Annotated in this window: 20 protein-coding genes, 1 pseudogene and 1 riboswitch; of the genes and pseudogenes, 18 read left to right on the top strand and 3 right to left on the bottom strand. The window is 46.3% G+C overall.

What is annotated here, in order from left to right; genetic code table 11:
- Positions 1-46: 46 nt before the first annotated feature.
- On the top strand, positions 47-1324 hold the full coding sequence (locus ACSQ8O_RS00270) for an HD domain-containing protein (RefSeq protein ID WP_056618019.1): 1278 nt from the start codon (positions 47-49) through the stop codon (positions 1322-1324).
- A 70-nt stretch (positions 1325-1394) separates the two neighbouring features.
- Positions 1395-2162 (top strand): TatD family hydrolase, encoded by a 768-nt coding sequence (locus tag ACSQ8O_RS00265; RefSeq protein ID WP_436240032.1) that lies wholly within the window; start codon positions 1395-1397, stop codon positions 2160-2162.
- On the opposite strand, the gene ACSQ8O_RS00260 is transcribed toward ACSQ8O_RS00265, so the two are convergent.
- Positions 2145-3395: an ABC transporter permease gene (locus ACSQ8O_RS00260; protein WP_436240031.1), complete on the bottom strand. Its 1251-nt coding sequence runs from the start codon at positions 3393-3395 to the stop codon at positions 2145-2147. The genes ACSQ8O_RS00265 and ACSQ8O_RS00260 overlap by 18 nt on opposite strands.
- Positions 3392-4135: an ABC transporter ATP-binding protein gene (locus ACSQ8O_RS00255; protein ID WP_436240030.1), complete on the bottom strand. Its 744-nt coding sequence runs from the start codon at positions 4133-4135 to the stop codon at positions 3392-3394. The genes ACSQ8O_RS00260 and ACSQ8O_RS00255 overlap by 4 nt, the downstream gene beginning before the upstream one ends.
- Before the next feature lie 283 nt (positions 4136-4418).
- Positions 4419-4612, top strand: a riboswitch (cyclic di-AMP (ydaO/yuaA leader).
- A gap of 280 nt (positions 4613-4892) precedes the next feature.
- Between ACSQ8O_RS00255 and ACSQ8O_RS00250 the strand changes: the two genes are divergently transcribed.
- From ACSQ8O_RS00250 to glmU, 11 genes and pseudogenes are all read left to right on the top strand, one after another.
- Positions 4893-6032 carry a ubiquitin-like domain-containing protein gene (locus ACSQ8O_RS00250; RefSeq protein ID WP_436240029.1) on the top strand — a complete coding sequence of 380 codons (1140 nt, stop codon included), beginning with the start codon at positions 4893-4895 and terminating at the stop codon, positions 6030-6032.
- Positions 6033-6149: 117 nt separating this feature from the next.
- Complete coding sequence (rnmV, locus tag ACSQ8O_RS00245) at positions 6150-6686, top strand: ribonuclease M5 (RefSeq protein WP_436241915.1); 537 nt, start codon at positions 6150-6152, stop codon at positions 6684-6686.
- Between the two features lie 44 nt (positions 6687-6730).
- Complete coding sequence (gene rsmA, locus ACSQ8O_RS00240) at positions 6731-7639, top strand: 16S rRNA (adenine(1518)-N(6)/adenine(1519)-N(6))-dimethyltransferase RsmA (RefSeq protein WP_436240028.1); 909 nt, start codon at positions 6731-6733, stop codon at positions 7637-7639.
- Positions 7640-7694: 55 nt separating this feature from the next.
- Positions 7695-8576 (top strand): sporulation peptidase YabG, encoded by an 882-nt coding sequence (gene yabG, locus ACSQ8O_RS00235; protein WP_436240027.1) that lies wholly within the window; start codon positions 7695-7697, stop codon positions 8574-8576.
- A gap of 390 nt (positions 8577-8966) precedes the next feature.
- On the top strand, positions 8967-9242 hold the full coding sequence (gene veg / locus ACSQ8O_RS00230; protein WP_028557365.1) for a biofilm formation stimulator Veg: 276 nt from the start codon (positions 8967-8969) through the stop codon (positions 9240-9242).
- Between the two features lie 153 nt (positions 9243-9395).
- Positions 9396-9566, top strand: a pseudogene (locus tag ACSQ8O_RS00225) (small, acid-soluble spore protein, alpha/beta type); the annotation flags it as partial.
- A 294-nt stretch (positions 9567-9860) separates the two neighbouring features.
- Positions 9861-10715, top strand: a complete 855-nt coding sequence (gene ispE, locus ACSQ8O_RS00220; RefSeq protein ID WP_056617998.1) for a 4-(cytidine 5'-diphospho)-2-C-methyl-D-erythritol kinase — start codon at positions 9861-9863, stop codon at positions 10713-10715.
- A gap of 195 nt (positions 10716-10910) precedes the next feature.
- The gene (gene purR, locus ACSQ8O_RS00215; protein WP_056617995.1) at positions 10911-11735 is read left to right on the top strand and encodes a pur operon repressor; all 825 of its coding nucleotides are present in this window, start codon (positions 10911-10913) and stop codon (positions 11733-11735) included.
- Positions 11736-11750: 15 nt separating this feature from the next.
- A complete protein-coding gene (locus ACSQ8O_RS00210; protein WP_056617992.1) occupies positions 11751-12134 on the top strand; it encodes a RidA family protein in 384 nt (127 codons plus the stop codon).
- Positions 12135-12252: 118 nt separating this feature from the next.
- The gene (gene spoVG, locus ACSQ8O_RS00205; protein ID WP_028557369.1) at positions 12253-12537 is read left to right on the top strand and encodes a septation regulator SpoVG; all 285 of its coding nucleotides are present in this window, start codon (positions 12253-12255) and stop codon (positions 12535-12537) included.
- Between the two features lie 146 nt (positions 12538-12683).
- Complete coding sequence (gene glmU / locus ACSQ8O_RS00200; RefSeq protein ID WP_436240026.1) at positions 12684-14081, top strand: bifunctional UDP-N-acetylglucosamine diphosphorylase/glucosamine-1-phosphate N-acetyltransferase GlmU; 1398 nt, start codon at positions 12684-12686, stop codon at positions 14079-14081.
- A 207-nt stretch (positions 14082-14288) separates the two neighbouring features.
- Here glmU and ACSQ8O_RS00195 read toward each other — a convergent pair whose 3' ends face one another.
- Complete coding sequence (locus ACSQ8O_RS00195; protein WP_171629525.1) at positions 14289-14489, bottom strand: hypothetical protein; 201 nt, start codon at positions 14487-14489, stop codon at positions 14289-14291.
- A gap of 218 nt (positions 14490-14707) precedes the next feature.
- Between ACSQ8O_RS00195 and pth the strand changes: the two genes are divergently transcribed.
- From pth to spoVT, 5 genes are all read left to right on the top strand, one after another.
- On the top strand, positions 14708-15268 hold the full coding sequence (gene pth, locus ACSQ8O_RS00190) for an aminoacyl-tRNA hydrolase (RefSeq protein ID WP_056617983.1): 561 nt from the start codon (positions 14708-14710) through the stop codon (positions 15266-15268).
- Positions 15269-15403: 135 nt separating this feature from the next.
- Positions 15404-15631, top strand: coding sequence for an anti-sigma-F factor Fin family protein (locus tag ACSQ8O_RS00185; RefSeq protein WP_056617980.1), 228 nt, complete (start codon positions 15404-15406; stop codon positions 15629-15631).
- Between the two features lie 75 nt (positions 15632-15706).
- Positions 15707-19228, top strand: coding sequence for a transcription-repair coupling factor (mfd, locus tag ACSQ8O_RS00180; RefSeq protein ID WP_436240025.1), 3522 nt, complete (start codon positions 15707-15709; stop codon positions 19226-19228).
- Positions 19215-20306 (top strand): foldase protein PrsA, encoded by a 1092-nt coding sequence (locus ACSQ8O_RS00175; RefSeq protein ID WP_436240024.1) that lies wholly within the window; start codon positions 19215-19217, stop codon positions 20304-20306. Before mfd ends, ACSQ8O_RS00175 begins: the two co-directional genes overlap by 14 nt.
- A 243-nt stretch (positions 20307-20549) precedes the next feature.
- Entirely contained in the window at positions 20550-21092 is a 543-nt protein-coding gene (spoVT, locus tag ACSQ8O_RS00170; protein WP_057313309.1) for a stage V sporulation protein T, read from the top strand.
- Positions 21093-21100 lie beyond the last annotated feature (8 nt).

The raw sequence follows: 21100 nt of genomic DNA, 5'->3' as shown, positions 1-21100 counted from the left end.
GAAAATGTCGAAAGTATTTAACTATATCAAGGGAGGTTCAAACTGTATGAATGAAGAGAAGGTGTTTAAAGATCCCGTTCACAAATACATTTATGTGCAAGACGATACGATTTGGGATTTGATTAATACCCGTGAGTTTCAACGATTGCGCCGTATTCGTCAATTAGGCACGTCCTATTTAACTTTTCATGGTGCTGAGCATAGCCGCTTCTCCCACTCGCTTGGTGTCTATGAAATTACGCGAAAAATTATTTCGCAATTCGAACGCAATCACTATGAGGATTGGCCGAAGGAAGAGCGTCTGCTATGTTTATGCGCCGCATTGCTACATGATTTGGGACATGGTCCTTTTTCACACTCGATTGAGAAAGCTTTTGGTACAAAGCACGAGGACTGGTCCTGCCGCATCGTGTTAGGGGATACTGAGGTGAACGAAGTACTGAGTCGTGTCTCACCTGATTTTCCGAAGAAGGTGGCAGGTGTCATTTGTAAATCCTATAATGAAGAGATTGTCGTCAGCTTGGTTTCCAGTCAATTGGATGCGGACCGTATGGATTATTTGCTACGCGATGCTTACTTTACCGGTGTGAACTATGGCACATTCGATCTGGAGCGCATTCTACGTGTGATTAGGCCGTACAAAGGGCATATTGTTGTCAAAGAGAGCGGTATGCATGCTGTGGAGGATTATCTAATGTCTCGCTATCAAATGTACTGGCAGGTCTATTTTCATCCAGTTACGAGAAGCGCAGAAATTCTTCTGCACAAGGTATTTGCACGTGCGAAGCAATTGTATGAGGAAGGCTATACATTTGGATTTATGGTTGAGCCGATTCTTCATCTCATTCAGAATCAAATTTCCTTAGAGGATTATTTGCTACTGGATGAGTCTGTCATGCAAACGATGCTGACCTTTTGGAGTCAAGAGAAGGATGGTATGCTGGCGGATATGTGCAAACGATTCTTGGACCGTAAATTGTACAAGTACAGTACCTTCGATGGAGATCAGGGGGAGCTTATTCAGCGTATGGAAAAAGTGATGAGAGAAGTAGGTTTCGATCCGACGTACTATATGGAGATCGATTTCCCTTCGAATCAATCCTATGACGTGTACAGAGCTGGTGAAAACGATGATAATTTGCCAATCCTCTTAATAGATCATAAGGAGACGTTAACTGAGATAACTCATCGGTCCGAAATTGTACAGTCGATTAGTGGCTTCCAGATGGGGAAGCATCATGTGTACTATCCTGAGGAGTTTCTTGAGCGGTTGAACGCTGAAGAATATCCGGATGTTTGGGAGATGTTGGGGGAGCAAGAATAAGTAGGTATAAGAAGCTATAAACAAAATGATGGAACATCATTCATATTCAGTTACATAAGGGAGAACAGTCATGCTAACGGATTCACACACACATTTAAATGCTGAGCAATTCAAAGATGATCAAGATGAAGTCATTCAGCGGGCGTTAGAGGCCGGCGTTACGAGAATTGTGAATGTCGGCTTTAATCGAGAAACGATTCCTAGCTCAATTGAGCTAGCTGAGAAATATGAATTTATTTATTCGACGGTTGGCTGGCACCCTGTAGATGCGATAGATATGATGCCTGGCGATTTGGAATGGATTGAGTCCTTATGTCAGCATGAGAAGGTGGTCGCGATCGGGGAGATTGGTCTGGATTATTACTGGGACAAGTCGCCCAAGGATGTTCAGCAACGAGTCTTTCGGGAGCAAATTCGGCTTGCGCGTAAGTTGGGGATGCCAATTGTGATTCATAATCGGGATGCACATCAAGACATTCTAACGATTCTCAAAGAAGAGAAGGCGGCGGAGGTCGGGGGTATCATGCATTGTTTCTCAGGCAGTTGGGAGACAGCGAAGCAGTGTCTGAATATGAATTTCCATATTTCCTTTGGAGGCCCTGTGACGTTCAAAAATGCAGTGCAGCCGAAAGAAGTGCTGGCGCAGGTTCCGCTTGATCGATTATTGATCGAAACGGATGCGCCATACTTAACGCCACATCCTTTCCGCGGTAAGCGCAACGAGACCGGTTACGTTCGCTTGGTGGCCGAGACTGCCGCGGAAATTCGAGGGATGACGTTGGAAGAGATAGCTGAAATTACAACAAACAATGCGATTCGGTTACTCGGCCTCAAGTAAGGCGTTTTTCTTGAACTTCCGGCGTAAAATAACGCCGCATGCGAAAGATATAAAGGCAAGACTGAGTAAGGGGACTACGATATACAGGATAGGGGTTCCCATCGTAAATGGAATCGTTAGGATAACAAGCTCTAGCAAGAGGGTTAGCCAGATGATAAAGGCTAGGGAACCTGCTCTTGCTTGAGGCTCCAAAGGGTACATATGGAGCCAAAATGTATATCGATGTGCACGCTCCAATGAAGTAAGCTGAACCATCGAGATCACAAGTGCGATGATTAGAATGACGCTTCGTGCAGTCGTGGAGTCTGCAACAGCTATGGCTAAGATGCCGATCACAGTCAGACGGAGAACAATGGCGAACATCTCGGTGCGCAGCAATGTCTTCATATATAAGTAGAGAAACGCCGAATCCTGTCGAAATGGAATCGTTCGGGTAATCCCGCTGATCCAACCTCGGCGGGTTATTCGCGTTGGTAATTGAGGTACATCCACGAACCAGTTGAAGAAGGCGTAGAGTCTCGCTTGCTGCTGTTTCTCTTTGGCGATCAGATAGTCCCATCCGATCACATATTTACCCACGTATCGGAATGCAATGAGCCAAATGAATACAAGAAGTATGGCACCTAGGCTTGCCCATAAACTGCTATAGTAAAATTGGACCGTGACTAAGGCGAGGGATGCCACCCATCGGTAACAAACAGATACGAATCGGGTTCGTTCGGCGGCAAATCTTCCTTCCTGCCAACTTGCTAATAGGTTCGCTACTTTTAATAGAAGTAATAGAGCGAAAATGAGAAGAAATGGCTGCGCTTCGGTACCTAGACAGTGCTTATATAGGGGTCTTACTGCGACCCAACCGAGAAATAACCAAGTACCCTGAAGTGATAAGCTATACAAGAAGCTGCTTCGGAAATAGGCCCCCATTTCGTGTTCAATCCTTAATAGAAACATCCGATCGGCACTGCGAGTCAGTGTTCGAATGGAGCTTGAAACGACGAGTGGAACGAGCACGAGCAACACGATCCATAGGTACGGATAATCTGTCGGAAGACGCTGTAATGTTTTTGCATAATAATAGGAAGAAACGATGACAAGAAACAACAAGAAGCCGATAAAGTTACTGCGTGCGGCATACTGCCAATATCCCATGGATTCCTTCCAATAATGTTGAAAACGCTGCTTCCATAATGCATGTGTGTTAAATGCAGGTGTACTATCCGTTAAGTGACTCATGCCATGTCTCCTTGAACGAGCTTGTAGAAGATGTCGTCTAATGACGCCTGAGGCAGCGCTGTTTGGGCGCGTAATTCGACTAAATCTCCCTGAGCCACCATGTGACCTTTGTGGAGAACGACATAAGTATCGCAATATTTTTCAATTGTAGACAAAATGTGTGAGGAAATGAGAAAGGATGCACCTTTCTTCTTCATTTGAACCATGAGATCAAGCAAGGAACGAATCGCTAAAGGATCGAGTCCGAGAAAGGGTTCATCGATGATATATAAAGAGGGTTCGATTAGGAAGGCATTCATGATCATGACCTTCTGCTTCATCCCTTTAGATAAATGACTTGCGAAGCTATTGAGCTTGTCTTTCATTTGAAACTGCTCTAATAAAGACCGAGAACGTGTTTCATAATCCGCTTTAGAAATACCGTAAGCCATCGCTGTTAGCTCGAGGTGTTCACGAATCGTAAGCTCTTCGTATAACTCCGGACTTTCAGGTACATATGCGTATGTCGCTCGGTAAGGCAATGGATTTTCGGCTAGTGTTAAACCGTTAATGCGAATGGACCCTTTTTGTGGTTGAAGCAGCCCGAGAATATTTTTGATGGTGGTACTTTTCCCTGCACCATTGAGTCCGATTAGCCCCATCATTTCACCTTGATGGATCGAGAAGGTAAGGTCATGGAGAACAGGTTTGTTGGGTAAATAACCACCGAATAAAGCGTTTACTTGCAAGATGGGACCCATCTCAATTGCCTCCCTAAATAGCAAATTTTTGGTATTTTTGAATCAAATACTTCCAGAATCATTATAAACAAATTTGCATTTTTAGCCTAGTTTTGACCATTATACACTGAAAAATCGCGTATACGTACGTTAAAGTTAGACACATGTAGATATAAGTGGGTTATATATGAAAAATAATCGAAATTTAAGCGATTTAGCCCTTTTTAACGGGTGTTAATCCCTTTACAGGTTGAGATTAACAGCGTAATATACTTTTCATAATAACTTAATATCCAATTTGCCAATTTTCCATTCGCTGAGTTCCAAATGTGGGAACGGGGGAACCACTGCAAACTTAATGAGCAATCCAATGCGGTTAAGTAAGCAGAGAGTAACAGGGGTGAATCATAGACGTCAAACAAGCAGTTTGCGTCTACGTAGGGCGACTCTCACGTCCGAATCCGTCAGCTAACCTCGTAAGCGTAAGAGAGGTAACGATTGTCGTGCGTGCTATTTGTATTTCACTATGCAAACTAAGCCAGCGAGAAGAGTCCTCTTCTTGCTGGCTTTTTGTCCTCATTTAGGGTTATACACAGATCATAAGACATAAAACAACCCGGAATTCATAGGATGATGAATAGGTAAAAGGGGGGGACGACCAGATTCAGCGGAGTAACTTGCTGATGATGGCGAGCGTTAAGTTAAACTAAAAACCTTAGTCGCGTCAAATTAATCATGCTGTAACCTGGCGGCGAGGCTTTGAAGGAGGACCGAAGAAGTGGGCAGTATCTCAATTAGCGAGACCCATGTAAAACGATCATCCAGCATGTCCTTCGCATTGCGATGGAAGCATGAAAACTTGCGTTTGATTTTAAGCCTAGCTATAATCTCAATCGCAATGACTTTCATGTTTTTGGTGTTGTTGTACGGAACGGCTACCAAGAGCGTATCCGTGGTTGTTAATGGACAAGAAACTATTGTGCACACGAAGCAATGGGTCCTGCAACGCCTACTGGATGAACAAGCCATAACGATTGGTGAGCACGATGAAATTTCAGCTTCACTCACGACCAAGCTCAAGGGTGGAGACAAAATTGTTATCGAGCATGCCTCACCGATTCAATTGACTGCTGATGGAAAGACCACCACTGTTTACACAACTGCAAGAACGGTAGAAAGTGCATTGCAACGTTTACATATTGCACTTGGGGAGAACGATCGTATTTCTCCCGAACCGACGTCCGCTCTTACCACTGGCGATGAAATCAAGATCGTCCGTGTGAAAAAAGAGACGGAGGAAGTCTCTGAACCGATCGCATTCGAGACAGAGAAAAAGAATGACGCATCTTTACTTAAAGGGAAAGAGCAAGTGGTCCAAGAAGGTAAAGAAGGCGTATTGGTCAAGAAGAAAGAAAAGACTTTCGAAGACGGTGTTTTAGTCGCGGAAGCAGTTGTGGGTGAAGAAGTACAAACAGAAAGTGTTAAGAAAGTAGTATCCGTAGGCACGAAAAATCCTGTGGTTGTTCTTTCCGCCTCTTCACCGAGTGTGGATGAGGTTTCCAAGAATGGTGTGACCTTCGGTTACAAACAAATTCTCAAAAACGTGAAGCTTACAGCTTATTCAGCGGACGCTGCGTCGACAGGCAAAACCGAGGGCTCGTCTGGGTATGGTAAAACCTACACAGGCACTACCGTGACGGAAGGGCGTACAATTGCCGTCGATCCGAAGGTTATTCCGCTTGGTTGGTGGGTGTACATTGAAGGGATTGGTTTCCGTCGTGCTGAGGATATTGGCAGCGCCGTGAAAGGCCAAATGATCGATGTATACTATGAAGATCACGGATATGCAAATAAATTCGGCACGAAGCAAGGGTACACTGTGTATGTGGTTGGCCCTACAAAACCGTCCCAAAACTAACGTGTAAACGGTAGTTTCGACGGGAACACTACTAAATACACGTAGCTTGGCATCTGCCTGCGCGAAAGAAGAGGAGACCCCTCTTCTTTTTCTGCGTACTGGGGAAGGAAAACGGTGATGATAAAAGAAATGATCGTTGTGGAAGGTAAGGACGATACAGCTGCGATCAAACGGGCTGTGCAGGCGGATACAATTGAAACAGGCGGCTCCGCCATCGGACAAGCCGTACTCAAGCGAATTGCACTGGCTCAGCAGCGCCGAGGCGTCATTATATTCACGGATCCGGATCACGCAGGGGAACGGATTCGCAAAATTGTGGCAGCCAAAGTTCCAGGCTGCAAGCATGCCTTCATTACGCAGGAGCAAGCGGCGTATAAGGGCGACATCGGTGTCGAGAACGCAACGCCGGAGACGATTCGTCAGGCGCTTCAGAGCCTGCGGACAGAGTATAATGCAGCGGTCTCGCAGCTGACGATGGAGGATCTGATCGCTGCCGGTCTCATCGTGCATCCGGATGCCGCAGCTCGCCGCTTGGCCGTAGGCAATGCGCTGGGCATTGGTTATTGCAACGGCAAGCAATTTTATAAGCGCTGCGCAATGTTTCAGATTTCACGAGAGGAATTTGAGGCTGCGCTCGAACATTTGAATCAGTAGAATCCCTAGAGTCACTAGAACCCTATAGATACGAGGTCTATACTATGAATATAACCGGACAAGAGGTTGTTGTAACAGCAGAAGATGTAGCAACACCAAGTAAAACAAAACAAATTATTAAGAAAAATGGTCTCGTGCTGAAGAAAAGCTTAGGCCAGAACTTTTTGATTGATCAAAATATATTGAGCAAAATTGTTCTAGCTGCTGAGCTAGGGCCTACAAAGGCTGCGCTCGAGATCGGCCCCGGCATCGGCGCGCTCACACAACAGCTAGCCAAGCTCGCTGGCCGCGTGCTGGCCGTCGAGATCGATCAGCGTCTGCTGCCCATTCTGGACGAGACGCTGGCTCCTTACCCCCATGCCACTGTCGTTCATGGGGATATCTTGAAGACCAACCTGCCGGAGCTGTTCCGGCAGCATTTCGAAGGCGTGGAAGGCGTCAGCGTTGTCGCCAACCTGCCTTACTACATCACGACGCCGATCATCATGAAGCTTCTCGAAGAGAAGCTTCCCCTGGAGAATATCGTCGTGATGATTCAAAAAGAAGTGGCCGACCGCATGGCCGCCAAGCCCGGCACCAAGGATTACGGCAGCCTTAGCATTGCCGTGCAGTTCTACTGTGAGCCGGAACTCGTCACGATCGTGCCTCGCACCGTCTTCGTGCCGCAGCCGAACGTCGATTCCGCTGTTATCCGGCTGCGTGTGCGTCAAGTGCCGCCTGTTGAAGTGGCAGACGTGGACTTCTTCTTCGCTGTCGTCCAAGCGTCCTTCGTTCAGCGACGCAAAACCCTCTATAACAACCTCGCGGCGAGGTTTTTTACCAAAGAGAATAAGCCTGAGCTGGAAGCGTTACTGCACGGCATTCAGATCGAGCCTTCACGCCGGGGAGAAACACTCAGCATGGAAGAGTTCGCACGCTTGTCAACGGCGCTTCGTGCGCACGGCTGCAAATAACCCGCACCAAATGCCTAGTCTCGCCATAGGATACCCGTAGGAGGGGATTTGTGCGATGAGGCAAGGAGATTTTGTTACCCGTATTTCCTATGGCGGCGACGTCGTGTTTAAAATTGAACGAATTGAGCATCTCAAGGCCATTCTGAGGGGTGTCGATTTTCGGTTACTTGCAGATGCGCCGCTCACGGATCTGACGAAAACGAATCCTAAGGAGACCTTAGATCATCCACGGTCAAGCTCGCCTGAATTTCGTGAGTCACTGCGTCGACTGGCGGTGTCCCAAGTACAATTGCATGAGAAGAATCAGATAGCCGTCAACCATAAACAAAAATCACAACCGGCTCATAACAGCTATTTTGAAGTGCCGGGAAGAGTTCTTCACTTGGATGGCGATCCGAGCTATCTACGAAAAAGTATGCAGCTCTACGGCGAATTGCGCGTACCGGCAGAAGGGTTCTTCATTCCTGAGGCACAAATGGCGGAAGCGCTGCAAAGATTGCTTCCTCAATATAAACCGGACATTGTTGTCATTACGGGTCATGATGGTATTTTGAAAAATCGGCAAAGCGTGAGCCCGAGCAATCTGTCGAGCTATAAGAATTCCCAAAACTTTGTGAATGCGGTGCGAGTGGCTAGACAATTTGAGAGGAATCGGGATTCCTTAATTATTGTGGCGGGTGCTTGTCAGTCGCATTTTGAAGCGTTATTGCGGGCTGGGGCTAACTTCGCAAGTTCTCCTGCACGAATACTTATTCACGCCTTAGACCCGTTGTGCATCGCTGCTAAGCTGTCCTATACCCCAACAAGAGAAACGATTTCGATGTTGGATATTATGGATTTAACGGTGACAGGCCTGGAGGGGCTAGGTGGGGTTGAGACGCGCGGTAGCTATCGGATGGGTGTTCCTGGTATTCAGCACACAGAAGAGTCAGTATAGCTGGATTGGGCGTCTCTAGGAGACAGAATAGGGCAGCAGTCATTTTAAGCTAATGAAAGCCCTATCTGAACCGTGTGATTCATAGAAACACTTTTTGTTATGAACTCCGTGTGGGTGATGACAGGAAGTGTTCTTTTTTTTTGTCCTCATCAGACAGTTTTTCCTTGGTATTTGCTCCATGTTCGTATGTTCAAGGGAAGAAGTTTCTCCTTAACTGGAAAAGTGTGAATAATTTGCGAACATTGGTGACAACCTGAAGGGAGGAGAAATCGGAAAACCTATAAAAATGCCGTTGACAACGGGAATAGGGTGCTGATATAATATTTGCCCTCATTTGACATGATGGGGTGAATGGGTTATAATTGACTAGGAAAGAGGTGGTAGTTGACAATGGCAAAAAATGCGCTATTGGAAATCAAACGCAGTTTGGAGCCCCATGTTGGGCAGAAGATCATGTTGAGAGCGAATGGTGGCCGTCGTAAGACTGTCGAGCGTTCCGGTGTTTTAGAAGAAACCTACCCTTCTGTGTTTATTGTGAAATTAGATCAAGAATCCCATGCCTTCAAACGAGTGTCATACAGCTACGCCGATATCCTCACCGAGTCCGTCGAAGTTACCGTATGCAACGACGATGGTCAGGTTCGCATCACTTACATACAGCATTAGCTTAATAGCGTTCCGATATTGAACAGGTCTTTGTGGCCTGTTTTTGCTTTGTATCTATCCTAACTATCAGGGCATACTATTCGAAATCGTCATCAATCACTGCTTATGATGGTTGCAGCGTTCATTGTGCGCAAATGATAAGGAGGATTTGGTATGAGTCGAAGAAGAAGTGTGATGTCTGAGAGTTTTAAATATGAGTTAGCGAAGGATCTTGGTTTCTACGATGTCGTACAGCGAGAAGGCTGGTCAGGGATTCGCACGAAAGATGCAGGGAATATGGTGAAGCGGGCGATTCAAATTGCACAGGAGCATTTGGCCAAACAATACGTTTCGGCTCCGACCAACGTGCACACCCCCTCGTCTAACTATCGTCAGACGACCGCTAGTCAGCCGGCATTTAACGGACAGGGACATACAAACTATTCACCGTCATATAACAGTCATCATCAGCAACAAATGGGCACAACGAATTATCCGCAGGCTGGCTACCAGCAGTCTAATCAGCAGTCCGGACAAGGCACGCAACGTCCGTATTACAGCTAAAGCAAATGCTTTAGCTTTTTTTTTATGCTTTTGTTATAATATCGGGGTGGCTAACGAGCAAAAGAAGGTGATCGGATGAAGATTTTTGAGAAAGCACCGGCTAAAATTAATTTGTCTCTTGATGTTTTACATAAAAGGCCAGACGGCTACCATGAAGTTGAGATGGTTATGACGATGGTGGATTTGGCTGATCGGATCGAAATGCAGGAGATGGCGCGTGACACGATTATCATATCGAGTCAGGCAGGGTATATTCCGCTCGATGAGAAGAATCTAGCCTTTCAGGCTGCACGTCTCATTAAAGACCGCTACGACGTCAAGCAGGGCGTCTATATTCACTTGGACAAGCGGATACCTGTGGCTGCAGGTTTAGCGGGCGGGAGCAGCGACGCGGCTGCAACATTGCGAGGGCTCAACCGTCTCTGGAACTTGAATATCCCAAATGAGGAGCTTCAAGTGCTAGGCGCAGAGCTTGGCTCGGATGTGCCTTTCTGTGTGACAGGAGGAACTGCTCTTGCAACAGGGCGTGGCGAGAAGCTGGAGCATATCTCAGCACCACCTCAGTGCTGGGTTGTCCTAGCGAAGCCGCCTATTAATGTGTCTACCTCAGAGATCTACGGAAAGCTGAACGCGCGAGAGATCAAGCATCATCCTTCCACGTCCGGTGTATTAAGTGCGATACGGGACAAGCAGTTCGATCGTTTGTGCGACAATCTAGGCAATGTACTGGAGGAAGTGACGCTGGATCTGTATCCAGAGGTCAGACATCTGAAGGAGTGCATGCAGCGCTTAGGGGCAGACGGTGTATTGATGTCGGGCAGCGGACCAACCGTCTTTGGCCTTGTTTCCAAGGAAGCGAAAGTGCCGCGCATCTATAACGGGCTGCGAGGCTTTTGTAAGGATGTTTACGCTGTGCGCATGCTGACCTAAAGAAGCTTGTTGGAGCCCCGCGATGGGGCTCTTTTTCATCTAAAGGGGTATAATGGTAAGGATGGATCATGAATCTTAATTGATGTCAGATGCATGTTAAGTTTATGTTAACATATTTTTCATGGTTCGCTTGAACAAATACGTATAAAAGTGGTATATTTTCATTATAATATTCGGATTTTGGGGGGTAGTGCGATGAAAAAGTTGAAAAGGAGCGCTAGGCTGGTAGAAATGACACAATATTTGTTATTTCGCCCCCACTCGTTAATCCCTTTAACGACTTTTGCCGAGCGTTACAACTCCGCGAAATCTTCCATAAGCGAAGATCTTGCCATCATCAAGGAAGTTTTTGAAGAAGAAGGATTGGGCGAACTGAATACGCTGGCCGGAGCAGCCGGAGGCGTGAAGTTTTCACCGAAGGTGCCCAAAGAAATATCACTGAAGTTTATCCAGAATCTATGTTTGCAACTTCAACAACCAGAACGGATTCTCCCGGGTGGCTATTTGTATATGTCAGATATTATGGGACAACCCCAGTATTTGAACGAAATTGGCAAAACCTTTGCATCCGCTTTCGCTGGTCGCGATGTGGACGTAATTATGACCGTTGAAACCAAAGGGATACCGCTTGCTTACGCAACGGCTACCTATATGAATTTGCCTGTTGTTATCGTACGTAGAGACAGCCGGGTGACGGAAGGTTCAGCCGTTAGCATTAACTATGTGTCGGGCTCCAACAAAAGGATCCAGACGATGTCACTTGCACGGCGCGCACTGAAGGAAGAATCCAAGGTACTGATCATCGATGACTTCATGCATGTTGGCGGGACGATTCATGGCATGATGGACCTGCTAGCCGAGTTTAAAGCAACTGTACAAGGTGTTGGTGTATTCATGGAATCCTGCGAGGCCGAGGAGCAGTTGGTGGATAACTATGTGTCACTAGCTCGGTTATATGGCGTAGACTCCAAGACGAAACAAATTACGGTAGAGCCTGGCAACTATTTTGATTCTAAATAAAGGAGATTTACACAGATGGAATTCATTTCAACATCAGCAGCACCTGCTGCGATCGGACCTTACTCACAAGCGGTTAAACTGGGTAACCTGTTGTTTACTTCCGGACAAATCCCGTTAGGCTTAGATGGACAAATCGTAGAAGGCGGCATTAAGGAACAGGCTGTTCAAGTTTTCGAAAATTTGAAAGGCGTGCTTGAAGCAGCAGGCTCATCGTTCGGGCAAGTTGTGAAAGCGACTGTCTTCTTGAAGGATATGAACCAATTCGGCGAGCTGAATGAGATCTACGCTAGCTACTTCGGAGATCATAAACCTGCTAGATCTACCGTAGAAGTTGCAAGATTACCTCGTGATGTTTTTGTCGAAATTGAACTAATTGCTGTGATTCCTGTCGAAATTTAACAGAAACATTAAGAACACATTAAATTATCAAAAATTTCAAAATAATAAGAAGGAATTTGCATGGAGATGTTGAATATATCACCCAAGTCTCAGAGATGGAAAAAGGTGGTGAACACAAGTGCAAATTACAGATGTAAGACTCCGCCGGGTAAACTCCGAGGGGAGGATGAAGGCGATTGCTTCTATTACCATTGATAACGAGTTCGTCGTACACGACATTCGTGTCATCGATGGCAATAACGGAATGTTCGTTGCTATGCCGAGCAAGCGAACACCTGACGGTGAATTCCGCGATATCGCTCATCCGATTTCGTCCACGACTCGTGAGAAAATTCAAGCAGCAGTACTCGCTGAATATGATCGCGCAGCTGTAGAAGAGGAAGTTATTGAAGAAGGCGCATAATTCAGATTATTGAGAGAGCCCTTGGGGCTCTCTTTTCTTTTGGCAGGTAATGATGCTATATTGGGGGAAGAACTCATTGTTTTAGAGATAAGCATTAGAGATATAAAGAGAAATTATGAATTCATAATAAGGGAGTTGGATATTCGTTGAAGCTCATGGCAATTGTGTTAGCTGCAGGACAAGGGAAACGAATGAAATCAAAGCTATACAAGGTGCTTCATCCGGTCGTTGGTAAACCGATGGTGGGTCACGTTGTGGATACGCTGCAACATATAGAAGTAACGCAAACCGTGGTGGTGGTTGGATTTGGTGCGGAAGCCGTAAAAGGCTACTTAGGCGATCGTGCCCAGTATGCACTGCAAGAGCAACAATTAGGAACGGGTCATGCCGTGCTCCAGACCAAGGATCTGCTTGGTGAGGAAGAGGGAATGACGGTTGTCATTTGCGGGGATACACCTCTTATTACGGCAGCTACGCTGCAAGAGACGATCAAACTGCACCAACAATCGGGCGCAGCAGCGACGATTTTGACGGCAAAGCTAGGTGAGCCGCAAGGTTACGGACGAATTATTCGTGGAGAAGACGGACGCGTCGCGCGGATCGTTGAGCAGAAGGATTGCACAGCAGAGGAAGCGGCTGTTCAGGAGATTAACACGGGTACGTACATTTTTGATAATCGCAAAATGTTCAAAGCGCTGGCGTCGGTTACGAACAAGAATGTACAGAATGAGTACTATTTGACCGATGTTATCGGAATTATGACCAGCGCTGGCGAAGTTGTTCAAGGATATTGCATGGCAGATCCAGCTGAATCGATTGGTGTGAACGATCGTGTGGCATTGTCCGAAGCGGAGCAACTGTTCAAAGCGCGGATTAACCGCGAGCATATGTTGAATGGGGTTACGATTATCGATCCAATCAATACGTATATCGAGAAGGATGTTACGATTGGCGCTGATACCGTCCTGCTCCCAGGTACGATATTGCGCGGAAACACCCAGATTGGTGAATTGTGTACGATTGGGCCGCAAACTGAAATCATCGATTCCACGATTCGGGACGAAGTAACGATTAAGCAATCCGTTCTTCAAGATGCTTATGTGGATAGTGAAACATCCGTTGGGCCATTCGCGTATTTAAGACCTGGCGCTAAGCTTGGCAAGCAAGTGAAGGTTGGCGACTTCGTTGAGATCAAAAACGCGACGCTGGGTGAAGGAACGAAGGTTTCTCATTTGAGCTACGTAGGTGATGCGGTGGTTGGAACGAATGTGAATATCGGCTGCGGTGCCATAACGGTGAATTATGATGGGTTTAATAAAAACCTAACGGAAATCGGAAATGATGCGTTTATTGGCAGTAATGTCAATTTGATTGCGCCTGTGAAAATAGGAGATGGGGCTTATGTGGTTGCTGGCACCACGATCACACATAATGTGAACGAAGGTGATCTGTCTATCGCTCGTGTACGCCAAGAGAATAAAGCGGGTTATGCGGATAAAATTAAAGCGCGGATGAAGGCGAAGAAAGAAAATAAAGGTCGTTGATGGACTGTGTATTGCCATATGCGACGGAGTAATTGAGCAATTGGAATGGAACCTCTTGAGGCGGGGTACGCTAGAAATGAAGTGCTGCCCACTCAGCCTGGTTTACGTGGAAGCGTCCGGGCTGAGCGAGACCGATAGAGGTTCTTTTTCATAGGCTAGATCATGGAAAAGTAACCGAATTGGGGTTTGCCCCTTCAATGAAAGCGCTTAATATCCAGGACGCGAAACAAAAGTATGCTTCTTTCTGCTATAAAAGATACGATTAATCTTAACGAAATGACGGTTGTACATTTCAACAAAGCCTATATCCTTGTGCAGATTTTGATAGTATACTTGGACGGGTACGTCCGCATCGATATGATCTTGGAAATGATCATCTTCTGTAAGCTGTTGTCCATGAAGATACATCTTTCTTTTATCACCTACAGCTTTTATGGGATGGATAACATTAGGTAACAGGTATATTGTAAACAATAACCTTTAGAAGCGGGTTCCGCAAAGGTTTTTTAGTTTATCGCTAGTTGAAATAGAAAGTTTTCGTTTTTACTTTCTAGTCAACCTGGACAAACACGCTCGTCCCTCGAAAGACGGCGTATTCGTTTATCTATGGGGGGATTTTGAAAATTATGAAATGTTTTATCGGACTGGGAAATCCGGGAAAGCAGTATGAGCTGAATCGGCACAATGTCGGGTTCATGGCGATTGATCGCTTTGCCGCCAAGTGGGGGATTACCTCTTTTCAGAATAAAGGAAAAGGGCTGCTCGCAGAAGGTAATGTGAACGGGACGAAGGTGTATTTACTGAAACCGATGACGTACATGAACCTTTCAGGTGAATCCATGCGCGCCTTCCTTGATTTCTATAAAGCGAAATTGGAAGACGTCGTGATTGTTTATGATGATATGGACACATCCTTCGGTCAAATTCGTCTTCGTTATCAAGGGAGCCCAGGTGGACATAACGGTATTAAGTCCATTATTCAGCATGGAGGCACACAGATCTTCAATCGGATTCGGATTGGTGTGAATCGCCCGGCGCCAGGCTATAACATTGCGGATTATGTACTGTCTAACTTTTCCAAAGATGAGATGAAGTCCATTAACGACGTGCTGGATTTAACCTGTGATGCAATGGAGTTTAGCTTAGGCGAGTCCTTCGAGAAGACGATGGCTAAGTTTAACAAATAATCTCAACACATGAACTTGCTGTATGTATGATGATATGTAAGCTCCCCATTCGAAAATGACAATGGCAGATTCGGCTAATTATTCCGAAGAATGGTCATACTAGGATGTAATCGAATTGTCGAAGGAGGCATACATATGATCAAGTATATTTGCAGGCATTGTCATACCTTTGTCGGGGAAATTAATCAGCGTGCGATTACCGAGCAGCAGTTAGGCTTCCATTTCTTGACCCCTGATGAGCGTAGAGATATAATATCGTATAATACGAACGGAGATGTTACGGTTAGGGTCGTTTGCGACTACTGTCATGAGGCATTAGAAGCGAACCCAGAATTATCCCTGCTAGCCAGTCCGTTGCAATAATTTATGATGAAGATAAAGAGTTAATAGCCGAGGCAAGTGTGCCGAGGCTTCTTTTTGTGAGGGGAGTGTACTTGTTTGCAAGCTTTAATTCAAGCTTTTTCTGCGGATTCCGACTTTCAAACGATCGTGACAGGCCTCAAGTCCGAAATGAAAGAGCAGCTCATTGCCGGTTTAACTGGCTCCTCCAGGCAAATCATGCTGGCCTCACTTGCGCGTGAGCTGGAGCGTCCGCTTTTCGTTGTTACGCACAATATGTTCGCTGCGCAAAAAATAGCGGAAGACCTCTTGGAGTGTCTATCCCCTGATGAAGTGCTGCTCTATCCATCTCAAGAGCTTCTGACTACCGAAGAAGCGGCTTCAAGCCCAGAGATGCTGGCGCAGCGTATTGACGTTCTCACTAAACTTGCTGGCGGATTCCGCGGCGTAGTTATTGCGCCATTTGCTGGTGTACGAAGATTGCTGCCACTCAAACAGGTGTTCGAAGAATCCCGAGTGACGATAAATGTCGGTGACACGGTTCAATTAGACGAGCTGCTGGCTTCTTTATCCAGCCTAGGCTATGAACGAGTTGAACGCGTTGAAACCAAAGGTGAAATGAGTGTACGAGGCGGCATTCTCGATTTATTTCCGTTAACGTCGGAGAATGCGATTCGGATTGAGCTCTTTGATATCGAAATCGACTCTATTCGGACTTTCGATGTAAGTGACCAGCGGTCAATTGATAAACTAACAACGGTGACGATCCCTCCATGCCGTGAGATTCAAGCGGATAGAAAGCGGTTACAGTCAGCTGCGCAGCATGCGTATGAGCTGCTGCAAGCGCAATTGGCGAAGATGACCGAGCGCTCAGCCAAAGACAAACTGTTGGAGGTCGTAGGCCGCGATATCGAGCTTATGCGAGAAGGTCAGACGTTCCCAGGCATTTATAAATATATTTCTCTCCTATACACGGAAAGACAGACGCTCATGGACTACATGCCCACAGACTCGATTCTCATTATCGACGAACCTGCTCGCCTCTTGGAAACAGCGAAGCAGCTCGAGCGTGATGAAGCCGAGTGGATGATGCATGCGTTGACTGAGGGGAAGAGCTTGCCGGCTTTTGTGCTGTCCAAATCTTATGAAACCCTGCTGCACCGCAGACCGTTCCCGACGTTGTATGTGTCCCTTTTCCTTCGTCAGGTAGCGGGTATACAGCCGCAGAATATCGTGAACTTCGTATGCCGTGTCATGCAAAACTTCCATGGGCAGATGAATCTCCTCAAGGCGGAGATGGAGCGGTGGAAGAAGAATGGCAGTAAGGTCATTCTTCTAGCGAATGGCGATGACCGTGCAGAACGTGTACGTCGTGTTCTTGGCGACTACCAGATTGAAGTTCCTGAGATTGTAGATGGCAATCTGCAAACAGGTTTTGAAATGCCTTCGATTCACCTTGTCGTGATTACAGAGGGTGAGATTTTCACTCAGAAGCAGCGCAAAGCACGTAAAGTGGAGAAGAAGCTGGAGAACGCAGAACGGATCAAAAGCTATCAAGAGCTGAAGGTCGGCGACTACGTTGTTCACGTCAATCACGGGATCGGGAAATACGTTGGCATCGGAACATTAGAGGTTGGCGGGATTCATAAGGATTATTTGCATATTATGTATGCCGGCGGCGATAAGCTGTCTGTTCCGATCGATCAGATTGATTTGATTCAGAAATATGTCGGTTCCGAAGAGAAGGAGCCGAAGGTATATAAACTTGGCGGCGCTGATTGGGCACGGGTGAAGAGCAAAGCACGCGCATCTGTCAAAGATATTGCAGATGAGCTGATTAAGCTGTATGCCGAGCGTCAAGCTGCGACGGGTTACGGATTTAGCAAGGATAGTTCGTATCAGAATGAGTTCGAAGCGATGTTCCCTTACGATGAAACGCGCGATCAGCTTCGTGCGATTGAAGAAATTAAAACTGATATGGAAAAAGCACGTCCCATGGATCGATTGTTATGCGGAGATGTTGGCTATGGTAAAACCGAAGTTGCTGTTCGCGCAGCCTTTAAGGCAGCCATTGACGGGAAGCAGGTTGCTGTTCTCGTGCCCACGACGATTTTGGCGCAGCAGCATTATGAAACCTTCCGTGAACGCTTCTCCGGTTATCCGTTCAATGTGAAAGTGTTAAGTCGTTTCCGTTCTAAGAAAGAACAGACGGAGGTCATGAAAGGGGTCAAGAAAGGCGTCGTTGATGTCGTGATTGGAACCCATCGCCTCTTGTCGCAAGACATTCAGTTCAAAGACCTAGGCCTGCTCATCGTCGATGAGGAGCAGCGTTTCGGCGTGTCCCACAAAGAGAAGCTCAAGCGTCTGAAGACGAACGTAGACGTGCTGACGCTAACGGCGACGCCAATTCCAAGAACCCTGCATATGTCCATGTTGGGCGTTCGTGACTTATCGGTCATTGAAACCCCGCCAGAGAACCGCTTCCCGGTTCAGACCTATGTGGTGGAATACGGGCCGACACTGGTTAGAGAAGCTATCGAGCGTGAGTTGGCGCGTGAAGGGCAAGTTTATTATCTATATAATCGCGTACAAGGCATTACACAAATCGCTGATCAAATCTCGATGATGATTCCGGATGCTCGTGTAACCGTAGCGCATGGTCAAATGGGTGAGCAGGAGCTCGAGAAAACGATTCTCGATTTCTTGGACGGGGAGTATGATGTTCTCGTCAGCACAAGCATTATCGAAACCGGCGTAGACATCCCGAATGTGAATACACTTATTGTCCATGATGCGGATAAAATGGGGCTTTCCCAGCTCTATCAGCTGCGCGGACGTGTAGGCAGGTCGAATCGCGTCGCATATGCGTATTTCACGTATCAGCGTGATAAAGTGCTGACAGAAGTAGCCGAGAAACGACTTCAAGCGATTAAAGAGTTTACAGAACTTGGTTCAGGCTTTAAAATTGCGATGAGGGACTTATCCATTCGTGGCGCAGGAAACTTATTGGGTGCTGAACAGCACGGCTTTATTGCATCTGTCGGTTTTGATTTGTACTCCCAAATGTTAGCCGAAGAAATTGCAAAGCTGAAGCTGGAGATAGATGGAGAAGCGGTCATTCCAGAACCGGAATGGCATACGTCAATCGACATTCAATTGGATGCGTACCTGCCATCTGATTATATCTATGACAGCATGCAAAAAATCGAAATTTACAAAAAAGTGGCCGCCATTCGTACGCTGGAAGAAGCCGCGGATCTGCATGATGAGCTCGTTGATCGCTTCGGTGATCTGCCGCAGGCCGTGTTCAACCTACTGACAGTGGCTCGTTTGAAAGCATACGGTTCGGATTACCGGATTGAAACGATTAGCCAAAAAGGGGAGGATTACCTAATCAAGGTGCATGTCGACCAGAATGGCAGGCTGGATGGCCAGAAGCTGCTCGCTTTGTCCAAAGGCTTTGATGGTCGTATCAAATTGAACGCAGATCCGCAGCTACTTATCGTTATCCGCTTTAAAGGCATGAAGCCGGAAGCCTCCATCGAATTGTTGGAGAAATTCTTGGTACAATATAAGGATGTTCTGAAAACGAAAGGGGAATTACAGGATGTTGCCAAATGAAACTAGCAGACAACGACGTACTTCGAGAAAATGGATATTAGGTTTGGTGACAGTTATCCTTGCATTCTCTGTCCTCAGCGCGTGTGGAGATAAAAAGGAAGGCGCTGCAACAGCTTCGCCTTCCGCATCAGCGGCTGCTACAGGTAATCCAAGCGATATTATTGCTACGTACAAAGAAGGCGGGAAAATTACACGCGGTGAATTCGATTCTTTCATCAACGTAAATAAAATGTTCTCCCCGCAATTAGCTCAATACTTGGCTGATCCAGCTTTTCAACAAGATATGTTGAAACAAATGGTTACTTTCCGTGTTCTTTCCACTAAAGCGGACGACAAAGTGAAAGCGGATGCTGACAAACAAGTAACAGAGCAAATGAAAGCCATCACTGACTACTTCGGTAAACAAGAAGGCGGAATGGACAAGCAGTTGAAAGACAACGGTATCGAATTGAAAGATATCGAGTCCTTGATGAAATTAAGCTTCTACACAATGGGCAGCATGGAAAGCAAGATCACAGACCAAGCGGTTCAAGATGCTTACAAAGAACAAGCTGCTGCGCATGCGTTTGACGTTGCGACCGTTAGCCACATCCTGATCGCGTTGAAGGATTCTGCTACACAAGCAGATCTTCGCACGAAGGAAGATGCGTTGAAGAGAGCGAAAGAAGTAAAAGCGAAGTTGGATGCAGGCGGCGATTTCGCAGCACTTGCGAAAGAATTCTCTGACGATCCAGGTTCCAAGGATACAGGTGGTACGTACAAAGATGCCAACATCAACGAATGGGTAACAGAGTTCAAAGATGCAGCAAGCACCCTTCCATTGAACAAAATCAGTGATCCTGTAGAATCCACTTTCGGTTATCACGTGATGAAAGTAGAATCCAGAAGCACGAAACAACTGGATGATACACTTAAAACACAAATCAAATCTCAGCTTGCAGAGAAATCCTTGTCTGAATTTGCTGAAACTGAATATCCGAAATTGATCGAAACGAATAATCTTCCTAAAGTAGAAGCAGCACCAGCACCAGCGGCAAGTCCAGCAGCTAGTCCTGCGGCTAGCCCAGCTGCAAAGTAAGAACTTACCAGGATGTCCGATAATGGACATCCTGTTTTTATTTCTCATTTTTGGACATGATAAGCGCAGCAGGATGCAGAGCTAAATAAAGTAAATTGCTTAGTCGGGGCGTCTGCATAGAAGAATGGGAAGTGAAGAATACTATGGATAGATTTCAAGTTCCCACCAAATCCCGATCTAGCATACAAGTTTCATGCTCGTGTCGTATCTAATTCGTAAGCGGAAAGTGAGGCATCTAGAGGTATGAAAGCAACTGGAATTGTCCGTCGGATAGATGATTTAGGGAGAGTTGTAATCCCCAAGGAAATACGGCGCACCCTACGCATTCGTGAAGGTGACCCTTTGGAAATTTTCGTGGATCGTGATGGAGAAGTTATTCTGAAGAAGTATTCACCGATTGGTGAGCTTGGTGATTTTGCGAAGGAATATGCGGAGTCGCTGTTTGAAAGCACCAATCATGTTGCCTTGATTTCGGATCGAGATCATATTATTGCTATGGCTGGCGGATCTAAGAAGGATTACTTAGAGAAATCGGTTGGGGCGATTATAGAGTCTTGCATGGAAAATCGTAAGGCTGTAATTGAAAGCAGTTCAGGTCAATTCGAGATTATTAAAGATACCACTGAAACATTCACTTCCTTCGTAGCTGCGCCGATTGTTGCAGGGGGAGATCCCATTGGTTCAGTTATCCTGATCTCGAAAGACGAGAATGTGAAAATGGGCAATATGGAAGTTAAAATGGTCGAGACTGCCGCTGGATTCCTAGCGAAGCAGATGGAGCAATGAACACATAA

The sequence above is a fragment of the Paenibacillus sp. LjRoot56 genome (assembly GCF_964253335.1).
Taxonomy (GTDB): domain Bacteria; phylum Bacillota; class Bacilli; order Paenibacillales; family NBRC-103111; genus Paenibacillus_E; species Paenibacillus_E allorhizoplanae.
Note: the sequence above shows the minus strand (reverse complement) of the source record. Positions and strands in the feature narration are given on the sequence as shown.

Coding starts and splice junctions, on each gene's coding strand:
- ACSQ8O_RS00270 (WP_056618019.1), top strand. CDS start 47: ATGAATGAAGAGAAGGTGTTTAAAGATCCCGTTCACAAATACATTTAT.
- ACSQ8O_RS00265 (WP_436240032.1), top strand. CDS start 1,395: ATGCTAACGGATTCACACACACATTTAAATGCTGAGCAATTCAAAGAT.
- ACSQ8O_RS00260 (WP_436240031.1), bottom strand. CDS start 3,395: ATGAGTCACTTAACGGATAGTACACCTGCATTTAACACACATGCATTA.
- ACSQ8O_RS00255 (WP_436240030.1), bottom strand. CDS start 4,135: ATGGGTCCCATCTTGCAAGTAAACGCTTTATTCGGTGGTTATTTACCC.
- rnmV (WP_436241915.1), top strand. CDS start 6,150: ATGATAAAAGAAATGATCGTTGTGGAAGGTAAGGACGATACAGCTGCG.
- rsmA (WP_436240028.1), top strand. CDS start 6,731: ATGAATATAACCGGACAAGAGGTTGTTGTAACAGCAGAAGATGTAGCA.
- yabG (WP_436240027.1), top strand. CDS start 7,695: ATGAGGCAAGGAGATTTTGTTACCCGTATTTCCTATGGCGGCGACGTC.
- veg (WP_028557365.1), top strand. CDS start 8,967: ATGGCAAAAAATGCGCTATTGGAAATCAAACGCAGTTTGGAGCCCCAT.
- ispE (WP_056617998.1), top strand. CDS start 9,861: ATGAAGATTTTTGAGAAAGCACCGGCTAAAATTAATTTGTCTCTTGAT.
- purR (WP_056617995.1), top strand. CDS start 10,911: ATGAAAAAGTTGAAAAGGAGCGCTAGGCTGGTAGAAATGACACAATAT.
- ACSQ8O_RS00210 (WP_056617992.1), top strand. CDS start 11,751: ATGGAATTCATTTCAACATCAGCAGCACCTGCTGCGATCGGACCTTAC.
- ACSQ8O_RS00195 (WP_171629525.1), bottom strand. CDS start 14,489: ATGTATCTTCATGGACAACAGCTTACAGAAGATGATCATTTCCAAGAT.
- pth (WP_056617983.1), top strand. CDS start 14,708: ATGAAATGTTTTATCGGACTGGGAAATCCGGGAAAGCAGTATGAGCTG.
- ACSQ8O_RS00185 (WP_056617980.1), top strand. CDS start 15,404: ATGATCAAGTATATTTGCAGGCATTGTCATACCTTTGTCGGGGAAATT.
- ACSQ8O_RS00175 (WP_436240024.1), top strand. CDS start 19,215: ATGTTGCCAAATGAAACTAGCAGACAACGACGTACTTCGAGAAAATGG.
- spoVT (WP_057313309.1), top strand. CDS start 20,550: ATGAAAGCAACTGGAATTGTCCGTCGGATAGATGATTTAGGGAGAGTT.